Consider the following 12,932-nt stretch of genomic DNA (forward strand, 5'->3'; position numbering starts at 1 on the left):
CTCCGCGGTGCGCCGGACGCCGCGCCAGCTGGCCGCGCTGGCCAGCGCCGGGGTGGTCGACGCCGGAGGCAGCGGGCTCGTCGTGGTGCTGGAGGCGCTCCGCGACGTCGTGCGCGGCGACCCGGCACCCGAGCCCGACCCGGTGGAGCGTGCCGACCCGGAGACGCCCGAGGCGACCGGCGGCCCGCACGCCCCGGCCGTGGGCTACGCGGGGCCGGGCACCGAGGTGATGTTCCTGCTCGACGCCGACGAGCCCGCCGTCGCCGCCCTGCGCGCGCGCCTCGCCGAGCTGGGCGACGCCGTCGTGGTCGTGGGCGGCGACGGGCTGTGGAACGTGCACGTGCACACCGACGACGTCGACGCCGTGCTCGCTGCGGGCGAGGCTGCGGGCCGGCCGCACGAGGTGCGGGTCACCACCCTCGTGCCTGCCGGCGAGGGCTCCGTCCGCGAGTCCGCGGATCCGACGCCGGAGCCGCTCGACGGGCAGCTCGACGGCGTGACCGGACCCGCCGGCCCGACCGGGCCGAGCGCGCTGGGGCTGGTCGCGGTGGCGGACGGCGCGGGGCAGGCGCTGCTGCTCGAGCGCTGCGGCGCGGTCGTGGTGCGCCGTGACGACGGCCCACCGACCGCGGCCGAGCTGCTGGACGCCGTCGAGGCGGCCGCCGGGTCGGCGCCGGTCGCGGCGCTGCTGCCGGGGGAGCGGTCGGCGTTCGCGGCGGCGGGTGAGGCCGGTCGGGTCGCCCGCTCGCACGGCCTGACGGTCGTCGTCCTCACGACGCACGCGCCGGTGCAGGTGCTCGCGGCGCTCGCGGTGCTCGACCCGGAGGCGACGGCGTCCGAGGCCCTGGTGCGGATGTCGGCGGCCGCGGCGGCGACGCGGTACGCCAGCGTGCTGCGTCCGGCGCCGGATGCTGCGACCGGCCGACTGGGTGGCGACGCGGGTGCCGTGGTGCACGGCAGCGACCCCTGCGAGGTGTCGGTCGAGGTCGCCGAGCGCCTGCTCGCCGACGGGGGCGAGCTGCTGACGCTCGTGACCGGTGCCGACGACGACGCGAGCCGGGCCGCCGAGATGGTGCGGGCGCGGGTGGCCGAGGGCCGGCCCGACGTCGAGGTGCACGTCGTCGACGGCGGCCAGCCGTCGTCGGTGCTGCTGCTGGGGGTCGAGTGAGCGCCCCGGCCGAGACCGACGACCTCGCGCGCGGCCGCGCCGAGCTGCACACCGACGTCGCGCGACGGGCCGGCGCGAAGGTCGCGAAGGCGGTCGAGCAGGCCTTCGGCATCACGACCGTCGGGCAGCTGCTGCGGCACTACCCGCGCAAGTACGCCGCGAAGGGCGAGCTCACCGACCTCGGCCGCCTCGAGCTCGACGAGCACGTCACCGTCGTCGCACGGGTCAAGCAGCTGACCTCGCGCCGCATGCAGCAGCGGCGGGGCGCGGTGGTGAACGTCGTCATCAGCGACGGCAGCAGCGAGCTCGATCTCGTGTTCTTCGCACCGCACCAGGGGATGGCCGCGATCTACGAGCGCGACCTGCCCGTCGGCACGCTGGCGCTGTTCTCCGGCAAGGTCGGGCTCTACCGCGGCAAGCGGCAGCTGGCGCACCCGCTCTACGAGGTGCTGCGCGACGACGAGGACGCCGCCGACGCCGCCGAGCGCGCCCAGCGACCGGTCGTCATCTACCCCGCGGCGGCCGGCATCCAGTCGTGGCAGCTGGCGGCGGCGCTCCGCCCGATCGTCGAGACCCTGCCCGTGCTGCCCGACCCGCTGCCGGCCGACGTCCGTGCGCGCCGCGGGCTGCTCGACCTGCGCACGGCGCTGCAGCGGGTGCACGCGCCCGCAGACCTCGAGCAGCCGCACGTCGCGCGGCACCGGCTGCGCTACGAGGAGGCGTTCGTGCTGCAGGCCGCGCTGCTGCGCCGCCGGCTGGCGAACGCCGCGCTGACGGCGACCCCGCGCGTGGCCCGGCCGGGAGGGCTGCTCGACGCCTTCGACGCGCGGCTGCCGTTCGAGCTGACGGCCGGCCAGCGCGAGGTGGGCGAGCAGGTGGCCGCCGACCTGGCGCAGAGCCGACCGATGCACCGGCTCCTGCAGGGCGAGGTCGGGTCGGGCAAGACGCTCGTGGCGCTGCGCGCGATGCTCGCGGTCGTCGACGCCGGCGGGCAGGCCGCGCTGCTGGCCCCCACCGAGGTGCTCGCCGTGCAGCACCACCGCTCGATCACCGCGATGCTCGGCGACCTGGCCGAAGCGGGCATGCTCGGCGGCAGCGACGTCGGCACCCGCGTCGGGCTGCTCACCGGCTCCCAGCCCGCCGCCGTCCGACGCAGGCAGCTGCTGCAGGCGGCGTCCGGCGAGGCGGGCATCGTGGTCGGCACGCACGCCCTGCTGCAGCAGCACGTGCAGTTCGCCGACCTCGGCCTCGTGGTCGTCGACGAGCAGCACCGGTTCGGCGTCGAGCAGCGAGACGCGTTGCGCGCCAAGGCCTCCCGGCCGCCGCACCTGCTGGTGATGACGGCGACGCCGATCCCGCGCACCGTGGCCATGACCGTGTTCGGCGACCTCGAGACGTCGACCCTCACCGAGCTGCCGGCCGGGCGCTCGCCGATCAGCACCGTCGTCGTCCCGTCCGACCAGCCGGCGTGGTTCGACCGCGCCTGGCAGCGGGTGCGCGAGGAGGTGCACGCCGGCCACCAGGCGTTCGTCGTCTGCCCGCGGATCGGCGACGCCGGCGCCGAGGACGGCGACGAGCCCCCACCGGACGACGACGAGGAGCAGCGTCGGCCACCGCTCGCGGCCGTCGACGTGCTCGAGGCGCTGCAGGCCATGCCGGTGCTCGACGGGCTGCGGCTCGGGCTGCTGCACGGACGGTTGCCGGTCGACGAGCGGGAGGCGACGATGGCGGCGTTCGCGCGCGGCGAGATCGACGTGCTGGTGGCCACGACCGTCGTCGAGGTCGGCGTCGACGTGCCGAACTCGACGGTCATGGTGGTGATGGACGCCGACCGGTTCGGCATCTCGCAGCTGCACCAGCTGCGCGGCCGGATCGGGCGGGGGAGCGCGCCCGGGCTGGCGCTGCTCGTCACCGACGCACCGCCCGGGACGCCCGCCCGCGAGCGGCTCGACGCCGTGGCGTCCACGACCGACGGGTTCGAGCTGGCCCGCGTCGACCTCGAGCTGCGCCGCGAGGGCGACGTGCTGGGGGCCTCGCAGTCCGGCGTCCGGTCGTCGCTGAAGCTGCTGCGGGTGCTGCGCGACGAGGACGTCATCGCCGACGCCCGCGCCGACGCGGCCGAGCTGCTCGACACCGATCCCGACCTGGCCGCCCACCCCGACCTGGCGACCCTGCTCGACGACCTCGCGGCCGGTGGCCGCGAGGAGTTCCTGGACCGCGGGTGACCCGCCTCATCGCCGGGACGGCGGGCGGCACCCGGCTGATCACGCCCGCGGGCCGCGACACCCGACCGACGTCCGACCGGGTGCGCGAGGCGCTGTTCAGCCGGCTCGAGTCGGGCGGCTGGCTCGACGGCTCCGTGGTGCTCGACCTGTACGCCGGCACCGGCGCCCTCGGGCTCGAGGCGCTCAGCCGCGGCGCCAGGTCGGCGCTGCTGGTCGAGCAGGCGCCGCACGTGGTGAAGGCGTTGCGCGCCAACGTGTCGACGGCCGGGCTGCCGGGCGCGCGCGTCGTGGCCGACAGTGTCGAGCGGGCCCTCGCGCGGCCCGCCCCCGAGCCCGCCGACCTGGTGCTCGCCGACCCGCCCTACCCGCTGCCGGACGACGCCGTCGCGCGCGTGCTGCAGCTGCTGGCCGACGGCGGCTGGCTCGCCGACGACGCGCTGGTGGTGGTCGAGCGCGCGAACCGCAGCACCCGCCCGGCCTGGCCGGACGTGCTGCACGACGACGGCGACAAGCAGTACGGCACCACGCGGCTGTGGTTCGCCCGCACCAGGCCGTGAGCCGCCCGCAGTCGTACCCGGGTCTCGTCGTGCGGCGCGGCGCCGGCGACCCGTACGGCGCGTACCGACTGGCCAGCACCGTCGTCGGGCTGTGGGTGCTGGTCGGGTTCGGCGTCGTGCTCGGGGGGCTCGTCGTCGTGGGGCTGCCCTGGCTGGGGCGCGACGGCGTGCCGTGGCAGCGGTGGCCCGGCGACGCGCTGCTCGGAGTCGCGGTCGCGCTGCTGGTGGCCGCTCTCGGGTGGCTGCTGTGCTGGGTGCCGCGGCTCGAGGTCACGCCGCGCGGGCTCGACGTCATCGAGGCGTTCAGCCGGCAGCACCTCGACTGGTCGCAGGTCACCGGGGTCGCGGTGACGCACGGCTCGACGCCGCGCCCGCAGTTCCAGGAGCCGGTGACCGGGCCGGTGCTGGAGATCCGCACCGCCGACCCGTGGCCGCTCGAGGTCGAGGCGCTCGACCAGCCGGTGACCCGCGCGGCCCGGCGCAGCCTGCGCCTGCTGGCCACCCGGCTCGAGCAGCACCTGCACGACCCCCGGGCCCGAGGGGACTAGGTGCGGTCGCGGAACAGCCGGGCGCTGACGTGCACGTGCGCCAGCCGGCGCAGCGAGAGCAGCACCGGCTCGTAGAGCACCGTGCCGAGCACCACGTACAGCGCCGCCTCGATCGGGGACGCGGTGGGCGACCCGCCGACGTCGACCTCGGCCACCTCCTCGGCCGCCCGCCCGTACGCGTGCAGCCGCTCGTCGGTCATCGGCACCCCGGCCGCGTCGACGGCGTCGAGCGACTTCTCGAGCGACCACAGCGCGGGCGTGCCGGGCTCGAGGTGCCAGCCCAGCTCGGACACCGCCGCCAGCGCGTGCTCGGGCTCGCCGTCGTCCGCGCCGCCGCGCACCGGCAGGGTCGCGTGCGCGGCACCGAGCAGGTCGTGCCAGCTGTCGGGCGGGGCGTCGACGGTGGCGAGCACCGCACGGGCGGTGGCGACGCTCAGCCCCCCGACGTCCAGCAGCGCCCGCACCAGCCGCAGCCGCCGGACGTGCTCCTCGTCGTACTGCGCCTGCGTGCGGGACGTCGGCGTGCCGGGCGGGAGCAGCCCCTCGCGCAGGTAGTACTTGACGGTCGCGACGGGCACGCCGCTGCGGCGCGACAGCTCCGAGATGCGCATCTGCCTCCAGTCGTTGACAACGGAGAGTAGCACTCTCCAATATTGGGGAGCAGCACTCTCTAGCTGACGGAGGCCGTCGTGCCGCACTCGCTCCCCACCCGCCGGACGCACGCGCACGACGGCGGCGTCGTGGTCTTCATGATCGGCATGCGGGTCACCCGGTGGTGGCGACCCGACGAGTGGTGGCCGGTGTTCTCGGCCATGCCGAGGATGCTGCGCGAGCTGCTGAGCGACCCGACGTCCGGTCTGCTCGGCGTCCGCACGCTGCTCGGCGCAGGTGGACCGGTCGTCGTGCAGTACTGGGCCAGCCGCGAGCAGCTGTGGGCCTACGCCCGCGACGACGGCCGGGCGCACCGCCCGGCCTGGCGCGCGTACAACGCCAGGGCGCGCAAGGGGTCGGGCAGCGTCGGCATCTGGCACGAGACCTACGACGTGCCGGCCGGCGGCCACGAGTCGCGGTACGTCGCGATGCCGGTCGCCGGCCTGGCGAAAGCGACCGCCGAGGCCGAGGCGGCGAGCGCGCCGTGACCGCCACCTTCGAGCTCGCCGCCGACGCCCGCAGCACCGCCGGCGTCCTGCTGCTCACGCTGGTCGCCGTCGAGTACGGCGGCACGTACGTGCTGAAGCTGGCGCGCGGCACCGTGCCCGCCACCGAGCTGCAGCGCTCGTTCTCGCGGGCCGGGCACGCCCACGCGGGCGTGCTGGTGGTGCTCGGCGTCCTCGCGCAGCTGCTCGTCAGCGCCACCGACCTCGACGGCGTCTGGCGCGCGCTCGCCACCAAGGCCGTGCCGCTCGCGGCGATCCTGCTGCCGGCGGGGTTCTTCCTGTCGGTCCTCGGTCGCGACGTGCACCGCCCCAACCGGCTGATCGTGCTCGTCTGGCTCGGCGCCGCCAGCCTCGCCGTCGGCCTGGTCGCGCTCGGCGTGGGGCTGCTCACCGCCTGACCGCCGAGGCGCTAGGTTCGCCGGGTGCGCCGCTGCGTCTGCCCCGGGTCGTACGACCCGGTCACCTCCGGGCACCTCGACGTCGTCGCCCGGGCCACGGCGCTGTGCGACGAGGTCGTCGTCGCCGTGCTGCACAACCCCGACAAGCAGGGTGCGTTCCCGGTCGAGGAGCGGGTGCGGCTGCTCGAGGCCGGGCTGCGCGAGGTGGGCGTCGACGCGGCGGCGGTGCGCGTCGAGGCCTTCGCCAACCGGCTGCTCGTCGACGTGTGCCGCGACGTCGACGCCGCCGCCGTCGTGAAGGGTCTGCGCAGCAGCGCCGACTTCGAGTACGAGCTGCCGATGGCGCTGATGAACCGGCACCTGACGGGCATCGAGACCCTGTTCGTGCCCGGCGACCCCCGCTTCGCGCACGTGTCGAGCAGCCTGGTCAAGCAGGTCAGCGCCTACGGTGGCGACGTCACCGGCCTGGTGCCGGACGCCGTGCGCCAGGCGCTCGCCGACCGGCAGCGCGGCTGACCCCCGACGAGAGGACCCGCGTGGACGTGCACGACAAGCTCGACGAGATCACCGCGCTCGTCGAGGACGCCCGGGCGGTGCCGATGTCGGCGTCGGCGATCGTGCACCGGGCCGACCTGCTCGCCCTGCTCGACGAGCTGCGCGAGCTGCTGCCCGAGGAGCTCACGCACGCCGACGCCGTGCTCGCCGACCGCGAGGCCGTCGTCGACCAGGGACGGGTCGAGGCCGAGCGGCTGCTGCAGCACGCCCAGGCCGAGCACGACCGGCTCGTCGAGGAGACCGAGGTCGTCACCGCCGCCCGCACCCGCGCCGCCCACGTGCAGCAGCAGGCCGAGGTCGAGGCCACCCGCCTGCTCACCGACGCCGACGACTACGTCGACCGCAAGCTCGCCGACTTCGAGGTCACTCTCGACAAGCTCGCCCAGCAGGTGCGCCGCGGCCGCGAGCACCTCGCCGAGCGCGTCACCGCCCAGCACCGCCGCGACGACGACGAGGCCGACCCCGCGTCCTGACGGGGCCCTCGTGGCGCGGGGGCACTCTGCGCCACCTCGAACGGCACGGGGGCACCCTGCGCCGACACGAACGGCACGGGGGCACCCTGCACCACCACAGACGGCACGGGGGCACCCTGCGCCGACGCGAACGGCACGGGGGCACCCTGCGCCATCACGGACGACACGGGGGCACCCTGCGCCGACGCGAACGGCACGGGGGCACCCTGCGCCGACGGAGGTGGGGCGCGAGGGGCGCGAGTTGGGGCGAGGGCGCGGCGTCCGGTATCGTCGGACGTCGGTCTGGGCGAGGTCTGCCCCGGCCGTGTCAGTCGGTGACGACAGCTCCAGGAGATCACGATCACTCTCGACCCGCGTGGCCCGCTCGTGCTCGATGTGCACGAGCTGGGTCGTCGACCGGGCACGATGATCAAGGTGTCCCGCGAGGTGCCGGCGCCGTCCGACATCGGCACCGACGTCATCGCCGTGCCGCAGGGCTCGACCCTGCAGCTCGAGCTCCGGCTCGAGGCGGTGATGGAGGGTGTGCTCGTCAGCGGCTCCGTGCGGGGGCACGCGGTCGGGGAGTGCGGCCGCTGCCTCATCGCGGTCGAGCAGGACGTCGAGGCCGACGTCCAGGAGCTCTACGCGTACTCCGACAAGCGTCCCGCCGAGGACGTCGACGAGGACGACGTGCGCGAGCTGGAGGGCGATCACCTCGACCTCGAGCCCGCGGTGCTCGACTCGCTGGTGCCGGTGCTGCCGTTCCAGCCGGTGTGCCGGGAGGACTGCCCGGGTCTGTGCTCCGAGTGCGGGGTGCGGCTCGCAGACCACCCGGGTCACCACCACGACGTCGTCGACCCTCGCTGGTCGGCGCTGCAGGGCCTCGGTGCCGACCCGGCACCGGCGAAGACCGACGCACAGAGAGAGAACTGACGTGGCTGTCCCGAAGCGGAAGACGTCGCGCTCCAACACCCGCTCGCGCCGGGCGAACTGGAAGACGACCGCCACCGTGCTGTCGGCCTGCCCGAACTGCAACGAGCTGCGGCAGCCGCACATGGCCTGCCCGTCGTGCGGCACCTACGCCGGCCGGCACTACGCCGCCGCGGAGCGCACCGAGCACCAGGCCTGAGCCCGTCGGGCGCTCGAGCATGGGTCGACCGGCAGACGCCCACGACCTGCAGACCGCGTTGGGTCTGCAGGTCGATCCGACCCTGCTCGAGCTCGCGCTGACGCACCGCAGCTACGCCTACGAGCACGGCGGGCTGCCGACGAACGAACGGCTCGAGTTCCTCGGCGACTCCGTGCTCGGCCTGGTGGTCACCGACACGCTCTACCGCACCCACCCCGACCTGCCCGAGGGGCAGCTCGCGAAGCTGCGGGCGGCCGTGGTCAACATGCGGGCGCTCGCCGGGGTCGCGCGCACCTACCGGCTGGGTGACTACGTGCACCTGGGCCGCGGCGAGGAGACCACCGGCGGCCGCGACAAGGCGTCGATCCTGGCCGACACCGTCGAGGCGATCATCGGCTGCGTCTTCCTCGACGCCGGCCAGCAGGCCGCCGCCGACCTCGTGCACCGGCTCGTCGACCCGCTGATGGCGTCGGCCGGTCAGCTCGGGGCGGCGCTCGACTGGAAGACCAGCCTGCAGGAGCTCACGGCCTCGGCCGGCCTCGGGGCGCCGTCGTACGACATCAGCGAGCAGGGTCCCGACCACGCCAAGCAGTTCTCGGCGACGGCGATGGTGGCCGGCGAGGGGCTCGGCAACGGCACCGGGCGCAGCAAGAAGGAGGCCGAGCAGCAGGCTGCTGCGGCCGCCTGGACGGCGCTGCGCGACCGCGTGCCCACCTCCGCGGCGTCCGACCCCGCGGCCCGCGACTCGGCCTGACCGGCCACCCCACCAGACCCACCGCCGCGCACCGTGCCCGAGCTGCCCGAGGTCGAGGTCGTCCGCCGCGGCGTCGCCGCGCACGTCACCGGCCGCACCGTCCGCGACGTCCAGCTGCTGCACCCCCGCGTCGCCCGACGTCACGTTCCCGGCGCCGTCGACCTCGCCGGACGGCTCGCCGGCCGCACCGTCGAGGCCGCGCGCCGCCGCGGCAAGTACCTGTGGCTGCAGCTCGACGGCGAGGCCGAGGCGCTCGTCGTGCACCTGGGCATGAGCGGTCAGCTGCTCGTGCAGCCGGGTGCGGCGCCGCACGAGACCCACCTGCGGGCGCGCTTCACCTTCGACGACGGCGACCCCGAGCTGCGCTTCGTCGACCAGCGCACCTTCGGCGGCCTGGCCCTCGAGGCGCTGGTGCCGGCGAGCGAGGCGAGCGCGGGCACCGTCCCGTCGTCCGTCGCCCACATCGCCCTCGACCCGCTCGACCCGGCGTACGACCTCGAGGCCGCGGTGGCCCGGCTGCGCGCGCGCCGCACCGGCCTGAAGCGGGCGCTGCTCGACCAGACCGTCGTGTCGGGCATCGGCAACATCTACGCCGACGAGGCCCTCTGGCGCGCCCGGCTGCACTACGCGCGGGCGACCGAGACGCTGCCGCGCCCGGCGGTGCGGCGGGTGCTCACCGAGGCCGCCGAGGTGATGCGCGAGGCGCTCGCCCAGGGCGGGACGTCGTTCGACGCGCTGTACGTCAACGTCAACGGCGCGAGCGGCTACTTCGACCGGTCGCTGCACGCCTACGGCCAGGCCGGGCGACCGTGCGACCGGTGCGGGACGCCGATCCGCCGCGAAGCGTTCATGAACCGCTCGAGCTTCTTCTGCCCGAAGGACCAGCCCCGCCCGCGTGCACCCAGAGCCTGAGCTCAGCGGTCGCGCGCCCGCTCGGCCAGCGCCGCGGGCGAGACGACGCCGCCGCGGTCGATCGGCGTCCAGCGCTGCGTGCGGTCCCAGTGCGACCCGCAGCCGCGGCAGACCAGTCGTGGCGGGTCGGCTCGGCGCGCCGACGGCTTCCACTCGCACCGCCCGCGGCACGGGTTGGTCGGCAGCGCGGTCACGGGTGAGAGCGTAGGCAGGTGGACGACGAGGCTCAGGGTGTGGCGCGGTTGCAGGCCTTCGTGCGGGGCACCGTGCAGGGCGTCGGGTTCCGCTGGTGGGTGCGGTCGCGGGCGCTCGAGCTGGGGCTGACGGGGTCGGCCGCCAACCTCGACGACGGCCGCGTCGAGGTGGTGGCCGAGGGGCCGCGCACCGCCTGCCTGCGGCTGCTCGACCTGCTCGGCGAGCAGCCCTCGACGCACGGCCGGCCCGGCGAGGTGACGTACGTGCACGACGCCTGGGCGCCGCCGCGAGGTACCGGTCCGGGCTTCGTCGAGCGGTAGTGTGACCGGCGGATCGGCGCCGGCGCCGTCGCCGTCGTCCGACCTGTCGAGCCGCGAGGGAGCCGCGTGTACCTCAAGAGCCTGACCCTGCGCGGGTTCAAGTCGTTCGCGTCCGCCACCACGCTGAACCTCGAGCCGGGCATCACCGCCGTCGTCGGCCCGAACGGCTCCGGCAAGTCGAACGTCGTCGACGCGCTGGCCTGGGTGATGGGGGAGCAGGGGGCCAAGAGCCTGCGCGGCGGCAAGATGGAGGACGTCATCTTCGCCGGCACCTCCGGCCGCGCGCCGCTGGGCCGCGCCGAGGTCAGCCTCACGATCGACAACACCGACGGGGCCCTGCCGATCGACTACACCGAGGTCACGATCAGCCGCACGATGTTCCGCGGCGGCGGCTCCGAGTACACGATCAACGGCACCCCCTGCCGGCTGCTCGACGTGCAGGAGCTGCTGAGCGACTCCGGCATCGGCCGCGAGATGCACGTCATCGTCGGGCAGGGCCAGCTGGACGCCGTGCTGCGGGCCACGCCCGAGGAGCGCCGCGGGTTCGTCGAGGAGGCGGCCGGCGTCCTGAAGCACCGCAAGCGCAAGGAGAAGGCGCTGCGCAAGCTGGAGGCGATGGAGGCCAACCTCACCCGGGTCCGCGACCTCACCGGTGAGATCCGCCGCCAGCTCGGCCCGCTCGGTCGCCAGGCCGAGGTCGCCCGCAAGGCCGTCGTGGTGCAGACCGACCTGCGCGACGCCCGGCTGCGGCTGCTCGCCGACGACCTGGTGCAGCTCACCAGCACCCTCGAGGCGGAGGTCGCCGACGAGACCGCCCTGCGCGCCCGCCGGGCCGAGGTCGAGGACGCCCTCGCCGGCGCCCGGTCGCGCCTCGCCGACCTCGAGGCCGAGGCCACCGAGCTGGCCCCGCAGGTGGCCCGCGCGCAGGAGACCTGGTTCCGGCTGTCGAGCCTGCGCGAGCGGCTGCGCTCGACCGAGGGCGTGGCCGCCGAGCGGCTGCGGGTGCTCGCGTCGGCCGGCGACGAGCAGGAGCGCGGGGGCCGCGACCCCGAGCAGCTGGCGGCCCAGGCCGCCCGCGTGCGCGCCGAGGAGCAGGCGCTGCAGGCCGAGGTCGCCGGCGGCCGCGAGCGGCTCGAGCAGGCGGTCGAGCACCGCACGACGACCGAGCGCGCGCTGCAGGCCGAGCAGCAGCGGCTGGCGCGGGTGCAGCGGGCCGCGGCAGACCGCCGCGAGGGGCTGGCCCGGCTGGCCGGTCTGGTGGCCGCGCGCCGCAGCCGCATCGAGGCCGCCGAGGCGGAGTCGGAGCGCCTGCGCACCGCGCACGCCGAGGCCGTCGACCGGGGCGCCCAGGCCGAGCACGAGTTCCACGCCCTCGAGTCGCAGGTGGCCGGCGTCGAGCAGGGCGAGCAGGGCCTCGACGCCGAGCTCGAGCAGGCCAGCGAGGCGCTGGAGACCGCCGAGGCCGAGGTCGCGCAGCTGGAGGCCGTCGAGCGCGAGGCCGAGCGCGACCGCGCCACGTGGACGGCGCGACGCGAGGCCCTCGAGCTGGGGCTGCGGCGCAAGGACGGCGCCGGCGCGCTGCTGGCGGCGAGCGACCGCGTGTCGGGCGTGCTCGGGTCGGTCGCGGCGCTGCTGCAGGTCGAGCCCGGGCGCGAGCAGGCGGGGGCCGCGGCCCTCGGTGCCGCGGCCGACGCGGTCGCGGTCGAGGCGGTCGAGGCCGCCGTCGACGCCCGGCCCCAGCTGGGCGACGACGACGCCGGCCAGGGCGGGCTGCTGGTCGGCGACGCAGCCCTCACCGTGGACGACCCGGCCGGCTGGCCGCAGCTGCCCGCCGGCGCGCACTGGGCTCGTGACCTGGTGCAGGCGCCCGACACCGTGCACCCGGCCCTCGACCGGCTGCTGGCGCGGGTCGCCGTGGTCGCCGACCTCGACGCCGCGCGCCCCCTGGTGCGCGCGCTGCCGGACTGCACGGCGGTCACGGCGGACGGCGACGTGCTGGCCCCCGGGTCGGCCCGCGGCGGGTCGTCCAGCGCACCGAGCCTGCTGCAGGTGCAGGCCGCGGTCGACGAGGCCGGCGACGCGACGACCGCTGCGGGGCACCGGCTCGACCAGACCCGGTTCGCGCTGGTCGCCGCCCGCGAGCGGGCCGCCGCGGCGCTCGAGCGGGTCGAGGCCGCGCTGGAGGAGCTGCACGAGTCCGACGACGCGCACGCCGCCGGCGAGCAGCGCCTCGGTGCGCTCGGCGACGCCGTCCGCTCGGCCCACGCCGAGGCCGAGCGGCTGCGGACGTCGTCCGAGCGGGTCGCGCAGGCCGTCGAGACCGACCGCGAGGCGCTGGTCGAGCTCGAGCAGCGGCTGGGGGCCGCGCAGTCCGAGCCGTCCGACGACGAGGACGTCAGCACCGCCGAGCGCGACCGGCTCGACGGCGCGGCCGCTGCGGCACGAGCCGCCGAGACCGAGGCGCGGCTGCACCTGCGCACCGGCGAGGAGCGGGTGCGTGCCCTGGCGGCTCGGGCCGAGAGCCTCGAGCGCGCCGTCCGCGACGAGCAGGCCGCCCGCGAG

Annotated in this window: 16 protein-coding genes; 14 read left to right on the top strand and 2 right to left on the bottom strand. The window is 76.2% G+C overall.

Going from position 1 to position 12,932, the window contains the following annotated elements:
• From ACYVI6_RS15535 to ACYVI6_RS15550, 4 genes are all read left to right on the top strand, one after another.
• A partial coding sequence (locus ACYVI6_RS15535; protein ID WP_460447235.1) for a DAK2 domain-containing protein occupies positions 1-1,168 on the top strand: 1,168 nt, incomplete at its 5' end.
• On the top strand, positions 1,165-3,393 hold the full coding sequence (gene recG / locus ACYVI6_RS15540; protein WP_460447236.1) for an ATP-dependent DNA helicase RecG: 2,229 nt from the start codon (positions 1,165-1,167) through the stop codon (positions 3,391-3,393). The genes ACYVI6_RS15535 and recG, both read left to right, overlap by 4 nt.
• Positions 3,390-3,950 carry a 16S rRNA (guanine(966)-N(2))-methyltransferase RsmD gene (rsmD, locus tag ACYVI6_RS15545; RefSeq protein WP_460447237.1) on the top strand — a complete coding sequence of 187 codons (561 nt, stop codon included), beginning with the start codon at positions 3,390-3,392 and terminating at the stop codon, positions 3,948-3,950. Before recG ends, rsmD begins: the two co-directional genes overlap by 4 nt.
• On the top strand, positions 3,947-4,498 hold the full coding sequence (locus tag ACYVI6_RS15550; RefSeq protein ID WP_460447238.1) for a PH domain-containing protein: 552 nt from the start codon (positions 3,947-3,949) through the stop codon (positions 4,496-4,498). The genes rsmD and ACYVI6_RS15550 overlap by 4 nt, the downstream gene beginning before the upstream one ends.
• On the opposite strand, the gene ACYVI6_RS15555 is transcribed toward ACYVI6_RS15550, so the two are convergent.
• The gene (locus ACYVI6_RS15555) at positions 4,495-5,109 is read right to left on the bottom strand and encodes a MerR family transcriptional regulator (protein WP_460447239.1); all 615 of its coding nucleotides are present in this window, start codon (positions 5,107-5,109) and stop codon (positions 4,495-4,497) included. The genes ACYVI6_RS15550 and ACYVI6_RS15555 overlap by 4 nt on opposite strands.
• 78 nt (positions 5,110-5,187) lie before the next feature.
• On the opposite strand from ACYVI6_RS15555, the gene ACYVI6_RS15560 reads away from it, so the two are divergent.
• From ACYVI6_RS15560 to mutM, 8 genes are all read left to right on the top strand, one after another.
• A complete protein-coding gene (locus tag ACYVI6_RS15560; protein ID WP_460447240.1) occupies positions 5,188-5,637 on the top strand; it encodes a DUF4188 domain-containing protein in 450 nt (149 codons plus the stop codon).
• Positions 5,634-6,053, top strand: a complete 420-nt coding sequence (locus ACYVI6_RS15565; RefSeq protein WP_460447241.1) for a hypothetical protein — start codon at positions 5,634-5,636, stop codon at positions 6,051-6,053. The genes ACYVI6_RS15560 and ACYVI6_RS15565 overlap by 4 nt, the downstream gene beginning before the upstream one ends.
• A 24-nt stretch (positions 6,054-6,077) precedes the next feature.
• Positions 6,078-6,569: a pantetheine-phosphate adenylyltransferase gene (coaD, locus tag ACYVI6_RS15570; RefSeq protein WP_460447242.1), complete on the top strand. Its 492-nt coding sequence runs from the start codon at positions 6,078-6,080 to the stop codon at positions 6,567-6,569.
• Between the two features lie 20 nt (positions 6,570-6,589).
• Positions 6,590-7,081, top strand: coding sequence for a hypothetical protein (locus tag ACYVI6_RS15575; RefSeq protein ID WP_460447243.1), 492 nt, complete (start codon positions 6,590-6,592; stop codon positions 7,079-7,081).
• Positions 7,082-7,486: 405 nt separating this feature from the next.
• Positions 7,487-7,993 (top strand): YceD family protein, encoded by a 507-nt coding sequence (locus ACYVI6_RS15580; protein ID WP_460447244.1) that lies wholly within the window; start codon positions 7,487-7,489, stop codon positions 7,991-7,993.
• Between the two features lies 1 nt (position 7,994).
• Complete coding sequence (rpmF, locus tag ACYVI6_RS15585; protein ID WP_460447245.1) at positions 7,995-8,189, top strand: 50S ribosomal protein L32; 195 nt, start codon at positions 7,995-7,997, stop codon at positions 8,187-8,189.
• 19 nt (positions 8,190-8,208) lie between these two features.
• On the top strand, positions 8,209-8,943 hold the full coding sequence (gene rnc / locus ACYVI6_RS15590; RefSeq protein WP_460447246.1) for a ribonuclease III: 735 nt from the start codon (positions 8,209-8,211) through the stop codon (positions 8,941-8,943).
• Between the two features lie 33 nt (positions 8,944-8,976).
• The gene (gene mutM / locus ACYVI6_RS15595) at positions 8,977-9,855 is read left to right on the top strand and encodes a bifunctional DNA-formamidopyrimidine glycosylase/DNA-(apurinic or apyrimidinic site) lyase (RefSeq protein WP_460447247.1); all 879 of its coding nucleotides are present in this window, start codon (positions 8,977-8,979) and stop codon (positions 9,853-9,855) included.
• A gap of 2 nt (positions 9,856-9,857) precedes the next feature.
• On the opposite strand, the gene ACYVI6_RS15600 is transcribed toward mutM, so the two are convergent.
• A complete protein-coding gene (locus ACYVI6_RS15600) occupies positions 9,858-10,049 on the bottom strand; it encodes a hypothetical protein (RefSeq protein WP_284290377.1) in 192 nt (63 codons plus the stop codon).
• A gap of 18 nt (positions 10,050-10,067) precedes the next feature.
• Between ACYVI6_RS15600 and ACYVI6_RS15605 the strand changes: the two genes are divergently transcribed.
• Positions 10,068-10,370 carry an acylphosphatase gene (locus tag ACYVI6_RS15605; protein WP_460447248.1) on the top strand — a complete coding sequence of 101 codons (303 nt, stop codon included), beginning with the start codon at positions 10,068-10,070 and terminating at the stop codon, positions 10,368-10,370.
• Between the two features lie 66 nt (positions 10,371-10,436).
• Positions 10,437-12,932: chromosome segregation protein SMC (smc, locus tag ACYVI6_RS15610; protein WP_460447249.1), on the top strand; the 2,496-nt coding region annotated here is incomplete at its 3' end.

The organism is Angustibacter aerolatus, assembly GCF_054776675.1.

Bases quoted from the DNA above. Each gene is read 5' to 3' on its own strand.
- ACYVI6_RS15555 (WP_460447239.1), bottom strand. From the start codon at position 5,109: ATGCGCATCTCGGAGCTGTCGCGCCGCAGCGGCGTGCCCGTCGCGACC.
- ACYVI6_RS15580 (WP_460447244.1), top strand. From the start codon at position 7,487: ATGATCAAGGTGTCCCGCGAGGTGCCGGCGCCGTCCGACATCGGCACC.
- rnc (WP_460447246.1), top strand. From the start codon at position 8,209: ATGGGTCGACCGGCAGACGCCCACGACCTGCAGACCGCGTTGGGTCTG.